This is a genomic window from Flavobacterium reichenbachii (assembly GCF_002217435.1).
GTDB classification, from domain to species: Bacteria; Bacteroidota; Bacteroidia; order Flavobacteriales; family Flavobacteriaceae; genus Flavobacterium; species Flavobacterium reichenbachii.
On the sequence record NZ_MUHF01000041.1, the window covers coordinates 1 to 19168 of the forward strand.

At 32.7% G+C, this 19168-nt stretch carries 13 protein-coding genes and 1 pseudogene; 2 read left to right on the forward strand and 12 right to left on the reverse strand.

All coding sequences use genetic code 11. The features are described from left to right. Positions 1–1473, forward strand: a pseudogene (locus B0A68_RS23920) (LTA synthase family protein); the annotation flags it as partial. Positions 1474–1565: 92 nt separating this feature from the next. Here B0A68_RS23920 and B0A68_RS23925 read toward each other — a convergent pair. Next, positions 1566–2564, reverse strand: coding sequence for a zinc dependent phospholipase C family protein (locus B0A68_RS23925; RefSeq protein WP_035680994.1), 999 nt, complete (start codon positions 2562–2564; stop codon positions 1566–1568). A gap of 173 nt (positions 2565–2737) precedes the next feature. Between B0A68_RS23925 and B0A68_RS23930 the strand changes: the two genes are divergently transcribed. Beyond that, a complete protein-coding gene (locus B0A68_RS23930; RefSeq protein ID WP_035680992.1) occupies positions 2738–3691 on the forward strand; it encodes a hypothetical protein in 954 nt (317 codons plus the stop codon). Positions 3692–3695: 4 nt separating this feature from the next. Here B0A68_RS23930 and B0A68_RS23935 read toward each other — a convergent pair whose 3' ends face one another. The 11 genes from B0A68_RS23935 to B0A68_RS23985 all read right to left on the reverse strand — a co-directional run bounded on the left by B0A68_RS23935 (position 3696) and on the right by B0A68_RS23985 (position 19144). Beyond that, positions 3696–4670 (reverse strand): YeiH family protein, encoded by a 975-nt coding sequence (locus B0A68_RS23935; RefSeq protein WP_035680989.1) that lies wholly within the window; start codon positions 4668–4670, stop codon positions 3696–3698. Between the two features lie 71 nt (positions 4671–4741). After that, positions 4742–5638, reverse strand: a complete 897-nt coding sequence (locus B0A68_RS23940; protein ID WP_035680987.1) for a LysR family transcriptional regulator — start codon at positions 5636–5638, stop codon at positions 4742–4744. A gap of 70 nt (positions 5639–5708) precedes the next feature. Continuing rightward, a complete protein-coding gene (locus B0A68_RS23945) occupies positions 5709–6455 on the reverse strand; it encodes a M15 family metallopeptidase (RefSeq protein ID WP_035680985.1) in 747 nt (248 codons plus the stop codon). After that, positions 6456–7289 carry a DUF4846 domain-containing protein gene (locus tag B0A68_RS23950; protein WP_035680983.1) on the reverse strand — a complete coding sequence of 278 codons (834 nt, stop codon included), beginning with the start codon at positions 7287–7289 and terminating at the stop codon, positions 6456–6458. 65 nt (positions 7290–7354) lie between these two features. After that, entirely contained in the window at positions 7355–9382 is a 2028-nt protein-coding gene (locus B0A68_RS23955; protein ID WP_035680981.1) for a hypothetical protein, read from the reverse strand. A 78-nt stretch (positions 9383–9460) separates the two neighbouring features. Next, the gene (fabG, locus tag B0A68_RS23960) at positions 9461–10207 is read right to left on the reverse strand and encodes a 3-oxoacyl-[acyl-carrier-protein] reductase (RefSeq protein ID WP_035680978.1); all 747 of its coding nucleotides are present in this window, start codon (positions 10205–10207) and stop codon (positions 9461–9463) included. Between the two features lie 181 nt (positions 10208–10388). Next, entirely contained in the window at positions 10389–11726 is a 1338-nt protein-coding gene (locus B0A68_RS23965; protein ID WP_035680976.1) for a DUF4302 domain-containing protein, read from the reverse strand. 11 nt (positions 11727–11737) lie between these two features. Beyond that, positions 11738–12598: a substrate import-associated zinc metallohydrolase lipoprotein gene (locus tag B0A68_RS23970; protein WP_035680974.1), complete on the reverse strand. Its 861-nt coding sequence runs from the start codon at positions 12596–12598 to the stop codon at positions 11738–11740. 16 nt (positions 12599–12614) lie between these two features. Further along, positions 12615–14090 (reverse strand): RagB/SusD family nutrient uptake outer membrane protein, encoded by a 1476-nt coding sequence (locus B0A68_RS23975; RefSeq protein WP_035680970.1) that lies wholly within the window; start codon positions 14088–14090, stop codon positions 12615–12617. A gap of 11 nt (positions 14091–14101) precedes the next feature. Continuing rightward, positions 14102–17830, reverse strand: a complete 3729-nt coding sequence (locus B0A68_RS23980; RefSeq protein WP_035680967.1) for a SusC/RagA family TonB-linked outer membrane protein — start codon at positions 17828–17830, stop codon at positions 14102–14104. 198 nt (positions 17831–18028) lie between these two features. After that, complete coding sequence (locus B0A68_RS23985; protein ID WP_035680964.1) at positions 18029–19144, reverse strand: FecR family protein; 1116 nt, start codon at positions 19142–19144, stop codon at positions 18029–18031. Positions 19145–19168 lie beyond the last annotated feature (24 nt).

The window sequence follows — 19168 nt, forward strand, 5'->3', positions numbered from 1 at the left end:
CTTATTTCATACTTAAAAATTCCAGAGATTTTATTAGCAACATTCCATCTTTCAATCAAAAAATAAAAATTTCTGTTCTTTACATTGGTTTATTTTTTGGCTCTTTATTCTAAAAATATATTTGTAAATGAATTACAGTCAAACGGATTGTATAAATTTTATCTCGCTTTTCAGAACAATAAATTAGATTATTTTAAATTTTACAAAACGATTTCAAACGAAAAAGCTTTTGCTCTTTTAAAAGATCAGTTCCCAACTACTGCAGATGAAAACACTTCGAGAAACATTGAAAGTGACAGCACAGAAAACCATAAAAACGTGGTACTTATCACGATTGAAAGCTACAGCGCTGCATTTATGAAAATGTACGGAAACAAAGAAAATATTACGCCTTTTCTTGACAGCTTGTCTCAAAAGAGTCTTCAGTTTACTAACTTATATGCTGCTGGAAACCGTACGGTTCGCGGACTTGAAGCGGTAACATTGTGCCTCCCGCCAACAGCGGGCGAAAGTGTGGTAAAAAGAGAAGACAATAAAAACAAATTTACGACAGGTGCCGTTTTTAAGACAAAAGGATATAATGTAAAATTTATGTACGGAGGCGATGCTTTTTTTGACAATATGCAGGATTTTTATTCTGGAAACGGATACCAAATCATTGATAAATCGAGCTTTAAACCCGAAGAAATTACATTTTCTAATGTTTGGGGCGTGTGCGATGAAGACATGTACAACAAAGCAATAAAGGTTATGAATGCTGAGGCAAAGGAAAATAAACCATTCTTTAACCATATTATGACCGTGAGCAACCACAGGCCTTTTACGTATCCGAACAATAAAATTGATATTCCGGGAGATATAAAATCTCGTGACGGAGGCGTAAAATACACCGATTATTCGCTTAGAAAATTCTTTGCAATGGCAAGCAGACAATCTTGGTTTAAAAATACTGTGTTTGTTATTGTGGCAGATCACTGTGCTTCGAGCGCGGGAAAAATAGAGCTTCCGCTTGATAAGTACAGAATTCCGGCTTTTATTTACCGCCCCGGATTTGAACCAGAAAAATGTAATAAATTAATGTCGCAAATTGATCTAATGCCAACAGTTTTTGGCTTACTGCATTTTAATTATCAAAGTAAATTCTTTGGACAGGATGTTTTAAAAGCAAATTATAAACCCAGAGCTTTTATTGCAACTTATCAGGATTTGGGTTTAATAAAGGATAATGTGCTGACTATTTTATCACCAAAAAAACAAATTAGACAATATCAATTAAAATTGGCACCGCAAACGGGTGTATCTGCAGATTTTCAGCTTAATTATGAAGAAGTTCCGCTTAAAAAAGAGAAAACAAATTTAGTCAATGAAACGATTTCTTTTTATCAGGCAGCTTCTTATATGTTGAAAGAAAAGAAATATCAATTTAAGGATTTGAAAGAGAAAAATACCAAATTGTACGCAAATCTTCATTAAAATCTATAAAAAAAGAAAGGCTCAAAATAAATTTGAGCCTTTCTTTTTTGCGGTTTACAGAAACCTTAAACTTTTAAATATAAAACCAAAAATTAGTCATTTTGATTCTGCATTCCGAATAAATCTCCATTCTGATACAGTTTCAAATCTTCTTTTAAAAATTGGTTGTTTCTTTGTGTTACTGCCGGTGCATCTAGATCACTTAAATCTGGCTGTCCTGCATTAACCCAAGCAGTATACCAAAAACTTGCTGTCGCTTCTATCGCTTTTTTCATTTGGCTTTCTACCATTCCGTTAAGCTGAGCGTGCAGTTTTGCTGCATATTCATCAGAGAAAACGGCAGTATTGTATTTGCTTTTTAATACTTTTCCGTTTGCATCCAATTTAAATACTTTATTTTCAGCAGTTGAAGTTCGTAATTTTTTATCAACGTCTAATAAAGGCTGTGCTAAAGTATGTGTGTTTTTAATAATATCCCAAGTTGCCTGGTGAACATCGTTAAAATAGTGCGCTTGAGGTACGTTTAACTTATAGTTTTTTACAAATAATTCCGGAAGTCTGCTTTCCCAAAGCGAATGAATTCCTTTTTGATCGCTCAACTGTCCGTCATGATTTGCAGAAGTGTGCAGAGGCATATGCGCATCTCCAACATAATGTCCTAAATCTGCTGCCAAAAATAAGATTTCTGCTCTGTTTTTATCTTTAAAAGCTTTGGTTAATTTCACCATCATTTCTTCTATAAACCAAGGCAGTGTTCCATTATCATTTAGAAATTTAGCATCATATTTTTTTGTTGCTTCTTCCATTGTTTTAGGCAGACTGTCAATTGATCCAAAATTTTCTAAATCTATATAATGTCTTGGATTTTCGTCTTTATATTTTAAAGCATATTTACGAATATCTGGTACAGATGCTTCCTGAGTAATAAAATCAATGTGGTTGTAAAAAAATACGCGAAGAGGCTGAGGCAAAGCCATAACAGCAGCTTTGTTAATACGTTCGTGGCCAACGATTCCCCACGATAATGTCAAAAATCCAATCCCTATTACAAGAAAAGCGATTAGTTTTGGTTTCATTTTAAAATTTTTCATTTGTTTTTGTTTGAGGTGCAAATTTATTTTATTTAAAGATAATTCAAAGGAATACTGCTAAATATTCTTTCAATTTAATTTTTATTATTTTTAAAACCATACAAATGATATAAGTCCACATTAAAAGTTTCTTTGTAAATTCGTCTCGTTTTTGTACTTAAAATTTTCAATATATGCGCCTTATCTATTCTCTTGTTTTCCTGGTTGGATTTTCAACTTCTGTTTTTTCTCAAAATCAAGAAACTTACCTCAAAAAAGTCAGCGATACTATCTTAAATACTTCAAGAACATTAAAAGTTTCTGATCCTTTTAATACCGAAAAAACGATGCTGAAATTGTTTCCTGGTAAAATTTTTCATAATTCAGATAAAAGCACATTTATAAACTGGATCTGTAAAACCTGTAAAACACAAGGCTATCCCGATGCAAATGAGATGGATGGAGATCAATTATTTCCGTATACGGAAGGCGTTACTACAAGAATACTTGAAAACATAGATTATTCAGATTCAAAAGGAAATCAATTTAAGTTACTATTTTTTAATCACTCAGCAGGTGACGAAGATGGTTTACAAGTGAGTCGTTTTACAGGCGGATTAATGGGTTTGGCTAAGTTTGCTAAAAATGGAAATTTGTGGGAAATGAAGTCTTTTCAACCTGCAATTACCGCATTTGGTTCTTTTTCTCAATCACCTAAACCAAAACTGATTCAAATTGGCGAAGATCAATATGCTTTTACCATAAGACATTCTAACGGAGGACCGGGCGCACCTTATTATGGTTATTTGTATCTTATTGCTGGATTTGAAGGAAAGTATCAGTCTATAATGGTAGTAGATTATTATTCACTTTCTAATAGTCCTAATTCAGAATGGTCAAGTTCTTATAATGTTGTTACTGATAATGGTAAAAAGTTTTTTCGCGATTTCATTATTACAACCACTGGCTCTTATAAAAAAGCTAAAAATACGGAGGATGATTATGAAGTTGGCGTTCCCGAAGAAATTGCAGCAATGGCAAAAACTAAAAAAGAGTTTGATTTTGTGATCGAAAAACGTTTTTCTTTTAAAGGAAAAAAATACACTCTTGCAGGCAAACCTGTTGTTAAGTTTTCGAAGATAAAATAATAAATCAGCCCAGATAAAGTATTGCCGTTAAACTTAAACCTGCAATAAATATCCATAGTAAAATACCTTGAAGCAAAGGCTTTACTCCTACTGATTTTAAAGTTTTTATATTTAAAGTTGTACCTATTAGAAACAAAGTTATAGTGAATCCTATTTTGGCAATATCTACTATTTGAGGTGCAAAAACTGAAACATTGGGAACATAAGAATTCAATAACATTGCCAGGATAAATAAACCGATAAAATAAGGGATTTTTTTTGTACCAGCAGTTTGAGATTTATTTTTAAAAATTACTGCAGTTAGGAGAGAAATTGGGATGATCCATAATGCTCGGGCCAATTTGACTGTCGTGGCAATCTGCAAAGCTTCTGCACCGTATTTATTGGCAGCGCCAACAACAGAACTGGTATCGTGAATGGCAATAGCGCACCATAATCCGAAGTCTTTTTGTGATAAATCAAGCTGATGTCCGATAAAAGGAAAAACAAACAGCGCAACTGAATTCAGTATAAAAATCACTCCCAAAGCAATCGAAGTTTGATTTTCATCTGATTTAATTACGGGCGAAAGTGCAGCAATGGCACTTCCGCCGCAAATTGCAGTTCCGCATGAAATTAAATGCGAAGTTTTTTTATCAGTTTTCAACCATTTTCCTAATAGAAACCCCAAAATTAAAGTGCTGAAAATTGAAAATACCGTCAACGTAAAACCTTCTTTTCCTACTGAAACTGCACTGGCAGCCTTCATCCCGAAACCTAAACCAACTACAGAAAACTGTAATAAAAAGGTAATTGCTCTGCTATTAAATTCTACGAAAGGATTCCCAAAAATATTTACAAGAATTACTCCAAACAATAAAGCAATGGGCGGAGAAATAATCGAAAATAAACATAAAATGATAACGGCTGCAAAAAGCAATTGCTGCAAAAAATGATTAATTTCTAAAAGTTGTGAAGCTGAATGCTGTTTTGTTTTCAAAATAGATTTATTATTTACTCTGCAAAGTTCCGTTGTTTAAACGGAAATCACCAATCGCAAATAACAATCTGCTATAACTTAAAATTATAATGAGAAGCTATATTTTGAATAAATAATTCGGATAAAGGATCTGATTTTCCTTGTAAAGTTATGATATAAAAATATCTTTCGATAGATAAGTTCTCTATATCTATTACAACTAATTCATTGTTTTTAAGCTCTTTACCTACTGCATGTATTGACATAAAAGCAAAACAATCTGAATTTAATAAATAGGATTTTATACTTTCTGTACTTCCAAGCTGCATTTCGATTTGTAAATCGGTGAGTTTGAAATTTATTTTTTTTAAAGCAAATTCTATAACTTCAAGTGTTCCTGATCCGCGTTCGCGAGTTATAAATTTCATTGATTTCAAATCATTTACCGAAATTTCATTTTGCAGCACAAAAGGATTTTTGCTGCTGCAAACCAAAACCAATTCATCTTTTAGAAATGGAATATATTTAATAGACTGATTTTTGGTCTGCCCTTCGACAATTCCGATTTCTATTTCTTTATTGATTAAAGCATTTTCGATTTGCTCTGTGTTTCCGTTCAGTAAATTAACTTTTATGTCTTTTTGCTTTTGATGAAAACGAGCCAAAACTGGAGAAATAATATATTGCGAGATTGTCGTACTTGCTCCCAATCGCAGTAAACCTTGACGATCGGTATTGAAGGAACTCATCTCAAAATCAATTTCACGATAGATTTCAAAAATACTTTTGGTATACTTTAGTAAAATTTCACCTGCGGGCGTTATGGCAATTTTAGATCCATTACGCTCAAAAAGTTTGGTTTTATAGGTTTCTTCTAATTCCTGAACATGTTTGGAAACTGCAGGCTGCGTAATATACAATTCTGTAGCAGCTTTAGTAAAACTAAGGCGGAGTGCAACAGTGTAAAAAACTTTTAGCCTGAAATCCATAATCATAAATTTTTAATTCCTAATCCACTTTCTTCCGTAATATTTTTTTTGCAATAAAATAATCGAGAATTTATAACAAAAGTTCAGGTCGATACTCAAAATGCATTGTATCATAATGTTTCCAATTTCCTCCCCAAATAAAGCCGTATTTTTCAAAAATTGAAACTAGCTTGAGGGGAATTTGATTTCTATACGAAAGAGTAACTTCTTCATTTTTACATTTACAATCCCATTGCCAATAATTGGAATTTTTGACATTAATATCTATTGTCATTCCATAACTATGCATACTCAATCGGTTTGTTCCTGAAATTTTTCTCCAACTAAATGTACCCCCAATAGCATTAATGTATTTTTTAAATTCTGGATTATTATCTAATTCTGCTGATAGTTTTTTTACTATTTTATCAATTCCATTTACGGTTGTTACTTTTATATTCTGATTGATTAATTTCGGACACCAAATAATTGTAGTCATTTTTGATTCAACTTCTGATTTTGAATTTCCGTAAATTTTCTTAAAAAAAGCTTCATTTCGAATTCTTCCTGCGTCTTCCTTTGGAATTAAATTCTTATTTGCTTTATTATAAACAAACTTAAATTGATCCTCAATATCAGGATTATCTAATAATTCTTGATTCGTTTTATTTTTAAAATCATCATAAATCAAATTTGATTTATCACTAAAAATAATTTTATTGTCTTTATAACCAACAATTTGATCTGGATATGCTTTAATTAATTTTTGAACATTGAATGGGATTTCTTGAGAAAAAGCATTTTGAAATATAAATACTAAAAAAAAGAATCGTTTCATTTAAAAACGTTTTAATTGTGAAGAACTAAAAGTCCATTCAGGTGTTTGCAGAGAGGTTCCAAAATCGACAGCGTACCAAGGACTCAACGAACCATTATTTGGATTCTTCAATATTTGAATTTCCTGTGCTGGCATATAACTTTGTGCTAAAAGCATAATTTTTTGCTTATTTTTTGGATTCACAGCTATATCAACTACAATAACAGCGTGACCTGGAAAGCCTCCTTTTATAAAAACATCTCCTGTTTTTATGTCTAAAACATTAATTGGTTTCAGTTCTTTTTCTAACGAAGCCGTTCCTGCATACATAAAAACCGTCTCTAAGTATTTCCAATAGGTTTGATAACTGTCAGATGGTTTTGCAGTTTTAACCCAACTGGTTTTGTTGCCTTTAATTGCAATTCTGTAACCTGCCGCCCATTTGCTAAAATCAGCTCGAAAACCATTTGTAAAATTAAAATGTATTTTATCGTACTGTTTCTGGCTATAAAAATAATCCGCTCGTAAACGCATCACGGCATCAGCACATTGATGCAAATCCTGTTTTCCAATGGGTAAATCCACAACCGCTTCATAAACGTTTCGATTTGGTTTTATAGTTCCATCAAAATACAAAACATTAGAACCTGACGGTTTTAATGGAAGATTTCGCAAAAAAAATCCAAACGAAGTTTTAGATTCTTCTTCTCTTACAAATCCCTGAGGCAGTTGAAAACGCTGCTGAATCGTGTTTCCCAAAAGATTGCTTTTGTTGGTATTATTTGTTTCTGAAAATGAAAAAAAACAAAAAATTACCATCAAAATTGCTGCAATAAAAAAGAATTTAACTTTCATAATTTAGACTTTTAATTTATAACCATACGATTACAAAATCCTAGAAGGAATTCGATTATATTTCATCACAACAATCCGTTATATTTTCTCACAAACCATTCTGTAGTCAATAAAACAGTAATTAAAATCAATAACCAAACCCAGTCAATTATTGGAGTTTTGGTGGTGCTGTTTTTCTCGATTGATTTATATTCTTTGCTTTCTAAAAGTGTATTGATCAAGTCATCTGCCTGATCTTCAAAGAAAGCTTTTCCGTTTGTTTGTAATGCTAATTGTTTCAATTTTAAAACGTCTGGATTTACAAATTGTTTTTCGATATCAAAATCTAAGATCTCAAAATGACTTGAGTACGACGTATTAGAATTTAATTCTTTTACAGTGAAATTGTATTTTCCGGCTGTTAATCCGTCCAGGTTTACAGAAAAAGAATTATTTCCTTTTAGTAAATCGTAATTTTTACTTTGTTTAGTCGCTGTATTTGTAACAGAAATGGTGAGTCTGGCTTTTTCATCAAATTCATAATTTTTATTAAAGTACTGCGAATTGATTATAATTTCTTCTCCCGAATTATAAAAACTTTCGTGCGTAACAACTAATGATTTTTTTGTAGAACTTGATGCTAAAAACTGAATTATTTTGTCTACAAAAACATCGTATTTTTCAAACGACTGATTGTCGATATGACTTTGCAGACGCCATTTCCAGCTGTTTTCTCCTAAAAGAAAAGCGCTTCTTTTTCCTTGGTTTTCGGCGAAAGCCAATAAAGGAGCATTTGTCGCTACATTTCTAATTTTTGATGAAAGTAACACAGAAACATTTCCGCTTGTTGTAATGGTACCGAATAAATTCTGTAAGGGCGGGAAATTTTCAAAACCTAGATTATCTACAGCAAATAAATTAAAATGTGAATCAAATTCAGATAAATAATCTTCGCGTTGTCCGCTCATTTTAAATATCAGATTATTTTGCTGCTGATTTAAAAAATTAAAATCGGTATTATTTCCAGTAATAATAAAGGTATTTCTTCCTGCTGCTTTATTGTTGTCAAAAACTGTTTTAAAAGCTGCCGTCGGCTGATACAAAATCAAAACTGAAGCATCTTGCAATAAATTGATTTCATTGGGTTTAACTAAAATCACTTTACGTTGCGCATTAGATTCAATAGAACGTTTTAATGCGGCAATATCCGGATGATTTACAGAGGAAACGATTGCAATAACAGACTTTTGATCTATAATTTCGACAGCAAAATTTTTAATATTATTATAGCTGTTTTTCTCTTTTGTGTTTGACGAAACTGATGCTTTAAAAACCTGCAATCCTACTTTATCGGCAGGAAGCAATAAATTGACTACTGCTGTTTTTTTTGATGGAGAAAAAGAAACTTTTTCTCTGGCAACAATAGAATTTCCCTGAGCAATAGTAAAATCAGCATTTATTGGTTTGTCTCCGGCATATTGTAAAAAAACTTCAACTGGAAATTTATTTTTGTGAAATGCATATTTGTTTACATTCAGCTGATTAATTTTTAAATCCAGAAAAGTGGTTGTATCTCCTACAACCAAAGGATAAACTTTATTAACCGGATCAAAACGATATACGTAATCGTTTCCGGTAGTCTGATTTCCGTCGGTAATAACAACGGTTGGAAAAATCAGGTTTTTGTTGATGCTTTTTAAGTTTTTTGCCGCTTCATCTAAATTGGTTTGATTTCCTTTAAAATCAAATTTATCTGAGGGTTTAAAATCGGCATCAAATTGATAAGACTGAATTTCGAATTTTTCTCGAATAGCAGGGTTCGAAATTATTTTCTGGTATAATTCAACAACTTTTTTATCTGATTTTAGAGCTGTAATTGAGCTTGAATTATCGACAACAACGGCCAAAGGTGTTTTGGTAACTTCAAGCGCATTCTTTGTAATAATCGGATTAATTAATAAAAGTAATAATCCGAAAATTGCCAGAAAACGTAAAAAAGCCAAAAGAAAAATCACATTTGATTTACTTTTGGCTTTAAAAAAATATTGAAAATACGATAACCCACCCGCTATTACTAAAGAAAGTAATAATAATAGAATCGTGTTTGTTGTCATAATTTTAATTTAATGATTGGAAGATTTAATAATTCAAAGGTTTTTAATAAAAGCTTTGAACCTTTGTAACTTAGCTCCTTAGGTCAACATTCCTCCACAAACATTTAGAACTTGTCCTGTTACATAAGAACTTAAATCTGAAGCCAGGAACAAACAAGCATTTGCAACATCTTCTGTTGTACCGCCGCGTTTTAGAGGAATTCCTTCTCTCCATCCTTTTACTACTTCTTCTCCTAATTTGGCAGTCATTTCGGTTTCGATAAATCCTGGAGCAATTGCATTGCATCGAATGTTACGAGATCCTAATTCTAACGCTACTGATTTTGTAAAACCAATTGCACCCGCTTTTGATGCAGCATAGTTGGTTTGACCTGCGTTTCCAGAAACTCCTACTACAGAACTAATGTTGATAATTGAACCCGCACGTTGTTTTAAGAAAGTTTTTTGGATCGCTTTTGTCATATTAAATACAGATTTCAGGTTAACATCAATTACTTGATCAAAATCTGCTTCTGACATACGCATTAATAAATTATCTTTTGTGATTCCTGCATTATTGATTAAGATATCAACAGTTCCAAAATCAGCCAAAACAGCTTCAACAAAAGTTTGTGCTTCATTAAAATCGGCTGCATTAGATTTGTAACCTTTTGCTTTAATTCCTAAACCGTTTAATTCAGCTTCTAAAGCTTGAGCTGATTCTACAGATGAACTGTATGTAAAAGCTACATTTGCTCCGTGTTTAGCAAAAACTTCAGCAATTCCTTTTCCTATTCCGCGACTAGCGCCAGTAATAATTGCAACTTTTCCTTCTAGTAATTTCATATTAAGGTATTCGTTTTTTATTTTTTAAAAATACAAATATAGATTATTTGGTCGTTTTATAAAATTTGTGGTATAAAAAAAGGGTTTGTCACTTTGGAATATTTACTTCAGTGATTAAAGATAAAAAAAGCAGCTCAAATTGAGCTGCCTTCTTCAAAATAAAAATTCAAAATTAAAACTACTAATTAAGTTTCCACGTTGTCATTCTAAAAGGGCTAGATGAACTTGTGAATGTGTAAACCGGCTCACTGTAAAACAATCTAAAGCTTTCTCTCTTTAAATAAATTCCGTTTGGATCTGTTAAATATTTATCTAAACTTGTTACAAAAGCAGCCGTTGTAGCATTACTCCATGATTTATGTTTCAGAATAACTTTTTTACCCGGTGCATCTTCTACGACATCTACAAAGTGGAATAAAGCCGCTCTGCCTACAAATGTGTAATAAATGAAAGTTCCGAGACTATGGTTGGTATATATTTGTATGGATGAGATTTCCTGACCCGCCGGAAGCGCTGCATTAATTTTTGCCAGCTCAGCATAAAATAACGGCGAATTAGTTGGTGCATCAACCGTATAATCGTCGGCATAAAAACCAAACCACGCCAGAGGCTGTCCTGGAAGCAGCATTTTATAATCATCTGTTAGAAGCAGTGGCTTATCGGTATATTTTATTACAGCAGTTACACCACCAGTACCAGTTGCAGTAAAACTTCCATCGACATCATTATAAACAAAATTTGTCAGTTTCTGACCTCCTACTTCTACGGCTGGACTCACTACAATTCCTGTTGGAGTAAATCCAATGCCCATATCATAACTTACTGTATATCCAGCTTCTATAGAATTTGCTTCGGCATAACGAGTTGGTGTAGTATAGGTAAAATCAAATTGATGTTTTGTACTTCCATCATTGGTTTCTAAAAGTCTAAAAAGCGGTCGGCTGGCTCCTCCGATTACATTTTGCTCCATGATTAAATTTTTCGGAAGATCTGCCCAATCTGCTGCTGTTGCTTTTACAAAACGTAATTCCTTAACGGTTCTATTGGTTCTAAAAACAATATCTCCGTTTTCCTGACCGTAATACAAAAACTGAAAATCTCCTTTGTATCCTTCACTTTCTAAGGCTGCTATAGGATAACTATCAGAATCTGACAAAAGATGAATTCTGTTTTTGGTTGTAAAGGTTACACTAACCGTACTTCCTAACTGAATTTCGTATTCGCTTTTGTAAACTGCTGTATCGCCGTCAAAATCAGATGCCATTTGTACTGTACCATCCGGAGCGAATTTAAATAAATGTGTATAACCTCCCAGAACTGTATTGTCTGTAAAATAAACTGCTTTCCATCCAAATTCTGAAGATAATAAAGCGTCTTTTAATTCGGTTTTTCTAGCATTTAGACGTTCTGTTGGTGTTTGCTCAAATAATTGATCAGCTTCTGTGGCGTTGCTGCAAGCATTTAAATACAATATTAAAATCCCTGCAATTAAATATTTAAATATATTTTTAAGTTTCATAATACTTTTATTTAGTTGTTAATTACAGCACTAGTGTTTTTTTCAGCTTCGTCACGCAAGGCATAAAAATCCATATTAAATGCTTCTTTAAAATACTTAACTACAAGTGCTTCTTTTGTTTTTAAAGCTTGATAAGCAAAGGGGCTTTGAATACCATTTAAAAAAGTCGCGTATTCTGCTTTTGAATAAATTAATATCATCGAAGCTGTTTCTGCAAAGTCTTCATTAATATTTGATCTTGCATAACTTGTAATAAATCCGATTTCGTTAGATTCCGGAATATCAAAGTTATACCAATCTGCTGTATACCCAACCGGAGTAATTACTGCCCATGCTTTTTCATCAAAAGGTTTGTTTTGATTTAAAATATGAATGTATTCGTGTTGTATGGTATGAATAAATTCTGAAACATTTGCGCGATTTGACTTGTCAATATAATCTGTCTCAAACAAGGTAACGCGCTGTCCTCCTTCTGCTATACCTAAAGTTCTGGTTCCAACACTATTTAAATTCACACCTCCTACTAAAACAATTTCTCTAGGTGCAATTTTTTTCACAAAATCTGCACCTCCAACAGTAGAATAGCTTTTAAGCCAAATCTGCTGTACGATTTCGAGTGCCGGAAGTACTTTATCGGTTGTTGGAGGAAATAAATAACGACTGTTATCAACCGTATTTTGATTCCATTTATATTGAACGTTAATATTATATGGAGTTAAATAATTACTTGTTATCCAAGTATCTAATTGTGTTTTTACTGGCTGCGTAAAGTCTAATTGACTTTCTCCCGGCTGGTCGTCGCTGGCACATGAAATTAGAACTATGGAAACCATTGCTAAAATGGCTGTTTTATTATATCTGAATAGTTTCATACGATTAAATTTTAAATTATCTAGGATTTAATTCAATACCTGTACTTGAGGCATGAAGCGGAATTTGAAGCGCTCTTCTATTATCGTCTTTTACTAGAATATTGGCTGGTTTATTGGCCGTTTCGTGAGTTACAACGATATTAAAACGTTTAACATCAAACCATCTAAGTCCTTCGTGCAGAAAGTCTCTTCTTCTTGTTTCTGCAATAGCTTTTACATAAGATGTTTGTACTGCCGTCATAGCATAAAATGGCGTATATTCATTACTTATCACCGGATATTTTGCTACTACTTTTGCCTGTGTCACTTTATCTGTAGCTGCATAGCCGTCCGTTCTGGTAGATAAGAAATACTCCAGCTCATCATTTGCTAAAGCTATTTGTCCTTTCATCACATGAGCTTCCATTCTATTCAGGAAAAACTCATCATTACTTAATAAAACTTCACCTACATAAGGATCTCCAATACCAGCAGTTACATTAGAATATTTAAAGTATTCGTAAAACTTAGGAATAAAAACAGTCATACTTCCATTAGAAGAATAAAAATTATAATACCAGTTTTTATTAAACAGATTGGTACTTGCTGAAGCAATTTCTGGTCTTCTTGTTCCTGAAAGATTAAAACGGTTTAAATAATATCCTCTGGCTATTACAGTGTTTGCTGAAACGATTAATAAGTTTGTTTCTGCATCACTTCCAGAATATTTAAGTTTTTGATCATCAACAGCAAGATTTTCATAAGATGCATAATTTCTTAATTTACCTACTGGTCTGTCGCCTAAATCATTTGACAATTCAATCACTCTGTCCCAGTCGCCTTTTACTAAATAAAATCTACTTGCAAATGCTTTTGAAGCACTTACATTAAAGTGAAATCTCGGCTCTTTGTAATCATTGGTAACATTTTTTAAACCTTCTTCAATATCTTTTTGAATAAAATCAAAAACTTCTGCTACAGTATTTCTTTTGTATTTTGTATCTAAATCAGATTCTGGTTTTGTTACGTAAGGAATTCCTAAATCTTTAGAAGCAGTATCCGGATTATAACGTTTTGACCATAAAGAAACCAGCATAAAATGAGAATAAGCTCTCGCTATCAATGCTTCTCCTTTTTGAGGATTAAGACTCGACGGACTTCCTAAATCTTCTATTGCCTTCAATGCTGTATTTGCATGTGCAATAGCTTTGTAGCAGGCATCCCAATAATAAGCCTGAGTATCAATATCGGTTGTTTCTGTTTGAAGTTCCCAGTTGTAATTTTGCTCGTTATTTCTTAAGGTTTCAGGCAGTCCGCTGTCAAATGCATTGTCAGACATCGTTTCTGCAATTTCAAAATAACTCATTTGCGGATAAGCTTGTACTAATATTTCCGATATCTTGTCCGGAGTGTCTATTTCGGTTCTATTATCTGGTTTTTCAGATAGAAAATCATCACAGCTGGTAATACTTATTAGTATTAAAAGGGATAATGCTATTTTTAAGTTTTTCATGATTTTGACTATTATAATGAAAGATTTAAAGTAAAAGTATATTGAGATGTAACTGGTAAAGCTACTCCTCCAGAATTACGGAACTCAGGATCCTGACCATTTAATCTTTTGTCTGAGTAAATTAACCAAGGGTTCACCGCAGATCCTTTTAAAGTAAATGTGCTTACTCCTAATTTTTTCTTGAAATCTTTTGGAAATTCCCAGCTTAAGGAGATGTTTTTTAATCTCACAAAATCACCATCGGCAATACGAACATCAGAATAGTTGTAAGTATTGTAAGCTCTAGCAAGTGTACGTTCTCCTTCATAATTAGCATTCAAACGTTTATCTGCAATTACTGGTACATTTGTAATATTCTCGTCTCCAGGATTGATCCAGCGATTTGTAAAATCTTTGGTAAATACAGTTAAATCATCATAAGTGCTATCATAAACTGGGTTTAAACGAACTTTGTTTCCTCCAGATCCAACAAAAAATACGTATAAAGACCAATTTTTATAAGTAAATGTATTTGATAAACCTATAGATTTGTTTGGCTCAATAGATCCTTCATACTTCAAATATTTTGTAACATTTAAGTTATCCTGAAAATTTGCTCCTGTAATATTATTATCTGCTCCATCCTGCAATATAAAGGTTGGAAGACCTTGGTTATTTAAACCTGTAAATTGATAAGAATATAAAGAATTTCTAGGATGTCCAACTGTATTACCTCCATTAGCATCTACCAAATCAAATGCTGTCGGTGTATTTTGAAGTTTTGTAATTTCCTGATTGTAAACTGAAAAGTTAAGAGTTGTAGACCATTTAAAATCTTTACTGTCAATGTTTCTTGTTGTAATACCAAGTTCAATACCTTTAGTTTCCATGTCGGCATTATTTCCTTGTCTCACTCTTTGTCCTCCAATTCCAGAAGTAATTACATAATCAACCAAATCAAATGCTTTACGGCTGTAAATATCTGTAGTCAATTGTAATCTGTTATTAAACATTCCTAAGTCAACACCAATATTTGTTTCAAATTGTTTTTCCCAAGTCAGACTTCCGTTTTGCAATTCATCAATTCTGATAGAAGTTTCTCTGTCATCTAGAGCAAAACGATCAGTTATGTAACTTTTGTAGATTGCTAATGAATTTGTTGCTGGTCCGGCTGTAGCTGTTAAACCATAAGAAGCTCTAAGTGCCAAAGTATTTATTGACTCTATATTTTTCATGAATTTCTCTTCGGCAGCATTCCATTTTGCACTAAAAGTATAAGTTGGCAGCCATCTAGATGAATCACTGTTTCCTTGTCTGTTAGATCCGTCATAACGACCTGTAATAGAAGCTGTATAACGACGGTCGTAGGTATAACCAACTTTTCCGAAGAAACCAACAGTTCTTTCTTTTTCTTCGTTAAATCCGTAGTATGAATCACCGGCATTAATGATTTTTTCGATTATTCTTGGATCAGTAAAAGCCGTTAATCCTCTGTCATATTGTAAACCAGCTGCTGTAAATTGATCACTTGTTCTGTCTACAACTCTCATTTCTGTTCCAAATAAACCTTCTAACTCGTGTTTATCTGAAAATACATTTCTGTAATTCACACTGTTTCTTAAGTTATAAGACGTTAAGTCATTTGTAAATTTTCTTAAAAAACCACCATTTGGCAATACCGAAACTTTTGGTGCTGTCAAGTCATTAGGATCCTGATACAAGAAAATATTTTGATCTCTCACCAATGTGTTTACTCCGTCTTCTCCATCTGGCGTACCTGCTTTGTAAGCTCCAACTACGTTTGAATTTTCCATAATTTTGTGCTCACGGCTCGTATTTGCATAACGAGCTGATCCTGTCAGATTATAGGTTAAATGAGGCGTAATTTTATAATCTAAATCCAATTGAAAACGAATATCTTTAACCTCAATTTCCATAAAGTTATTTTCTAATTCGTTGATAATATTCATTTTAGCCCAGTTATTTCTGTAATATTCTAAATTTCCATTATCATCATAAGGTCTTAAAGTTCTACTGGTATTAAGAACATAATTGAATGGGTTAATATCAAAATCACGAGTTACTTTCCCGAAAACAACATCTTTTTCGCTCTCATAACTTCCAGGCGCACCCTGATCACGTACAGAAGCCATTGTAGAAAGTGTAACATTTAATCTGTCATTAACATAGAAAGTTCCTTTAATATTAGTCGAAACCTGTTTTACATCATCGGCAATAGTCCATCCCGGATCTGTATAATAACCAAGAGAAGCGTAAAATGTATTGTTTTTACCACCGCCGGAAAAACTCAAAGAGTGATTTTGCGTCATAGAAGGTCTAAATAAAACTTTAAACCAATCTGTATTGGCAAGTTCATATTTTTTTAGAAAATTATTACGGCTAACCGGATCATTATTAACCAAATAACCACCTGTTTCCGGCACATAAGTATTAATAGCTCTACCCATAATATTATAAGCACCTCCATATCTTCCGTTTACGGTAGACGGCAGATCCAAATATCCTTTAGATTCCATTTCTTTTAGAATACTCATTGTTTCCTGAGAATTCAAAATATCATATTGACCATAGTTTGGAACTGTTCTAACAGATTGCTCTAAACCATAAGTTACTTTTAACGGTGCGTCTCTACGACCTTGTTTTGTAGTTACAACCACAACTCCGTTTAATGATCTTGAACCATAAATAGAAGTAGCCGATGCATCTTTTAGAATCTCAATACTTTGTACATCATTTGCATTTAATCCTGCAATAGAAGAACTTAACAAAGTTTCAGAATTTCCTGAAGCTAAATCTGCAAAAGATAAACTGATAATATCTTCCTGAACAACACCATCAATTACCCATAAAGGTTTTGTATCTCCAAAAATTGAAGAAGATCCACGAACTGTAATTTTAGGAGCTGTACCAAATGTACCTGTAACGTTTTGCACAGTAACACCCGCTGCTTTTCCTTCTATCATTCTGCTCACATCTACTACACCATCTACTTTAAGCTCTGCACCAGAAATTTTGCTGATTGCTCCTGTAAATGTTCTTTTTGAAGTTTTTTCGTAACCTGTAGTGACTACAACTTCTTTTAAATTTTGACCTGCTTCGTTTAAGATTACAGTAGGAGAAGTATTTTCGATACCAATTTCTTTGGTTTCCATACCCACATAAGTAATTACAAGTCGGTCTGAATTTGCAGGCATTTCTATAGAAAAATTACCATCAAAATCAGTTAAAACTGCCACTTTTGTTCCTTTTGCCATTACTGTAGCACCTGGAAGCGGACTTCCTGTCTGGTCTGTAATTTTTCCTCTAATGATTGGACCCGGAACTAATGTCTCAAAAATAGAATTAGAGGCATCCAGATTTTCAAGAGGATTTGCAGAAGCTGTTTTTTGTAATACGATCTGATTACTAACTTCTGAAAAACTAATATTAAATGGTTTTAAAATTCGGTTTAAGATACTCGAAAGAACTTCCTCGTCTGCATCAATAGTAACTTTATTACTAAGCTGAGGCATTCTGGAGTTATACGAAAATTTTACATGTGCAGACTTTGCTAATTTAGACAATACATTATCCAAAGTTAAATCAGTAACTGTGATCGTAACTTTAGTATCTAATTTTTTCTGTCCATTTACAGTGTTTGCCATCGTGACACTTGAAAATACAAGTGCTAGAACAAGCTGAAATAGCGTTATTTTCATGATTTGGTGGAGTAATCGTTGCTTAACAACTGGTTTTTTCATAATTTTGGTTTGTTTTGATTAATACTATTCGAGTGTATTTTAAGAAACATCATAAATTACCCTTTACAGAGAGTGATTTACAGTATTAAGTGTCGATAATGTTACAGCATTACGGCACTTTTTTTATGCAATTTTTTTTACATAGGCTTTAAGAAAAATTTAGTTTTATATAATTTATTGAGTTAGTTCTTGTTTAGATTATTCGCAGCCACGCGACGTTATAATAATTTGATTTCCTACCATTTCACACTTTGTGTCATTGCCTATGCTTTTACAAATAATTTTAAGTTTTTCCTGTAATGGCTGATCGCTTAGCGAAGTGGTTAATCGGCAGTCTTTTAGTTTATCTTTTGGGTAATCAATATCAATTAAATAAGCCTGTTCTATAGTTTCAAAGATTTGTTCAACAGGGATATCGGTAAATTCAAAGCTTAACTGCTCGATGTTGCCGACACTTTTTACTAAAATTTCATCTTCAGTAATATTATTTATTTTATTAAAGATCAAATCCTTGCGAGTAAAACGCAGCGCTTGGTTAGGAAGAAGAATAATTTCTTCTTTCTTAACATCACTAACCAAATCATTAGATTTTACTCTCACTTTACCAGTACGAACAAGTACTTCGACATCTGGTTGATCAGAATAAGCTTTAACTCTAAAACTAGTTCCAACTACCTTTGTTACAATCTCGTTTGCATAAACGTAGAAAGGTTTTTTTGGATTTTTACTAATTTCGAAGAAACCTTCGCCAGATAGATAAACCTTTCTTTCGTTTCCAGTAAAAATTTTAGGATAACTTAATTTGCTGTTAGGCTGTAATAAAACAGAACTTCCGTCAGATAATGTAATACTTTGAGGTTTGTCTGAGTTATTTGTCTGTTCGAGAAGTCCTTCATCTGTTTCAGCAATCAGCTCTTTATAAGTAACTTCTGAACTGCTTTTTAAACTATTACCTTTAAAAAACCAGACGGATAAAAAAACGAATAATAATACAGCTGCAGCACTATTAAGCCAGTAACGCGGTATTTTATTTACTTTAAGAAAAGATTTATTTCTTAGAAGAAGTTCCTTTTCCTCTATTTTTTCCCAAGTAGCTTCTAATGCAGAGTGAATTTCACTTGATGGTAAATTAACATCCTGCACTTTCATTGCCAACAATAAAAGTCTTGAATCTTCAACTAATTTAGCACGCTGGCGATTTTCTAAAGTCCACTCTTCCCAGCCTTCTTCATCAATTTTAGATAAAACCCATAATTGAAATGATTCATCTGTTAGAAAGTCTTCTATTTCGGTATAATTGTTTCGTTTTTGCATCTTATTATTAAGGTTACAAAAACA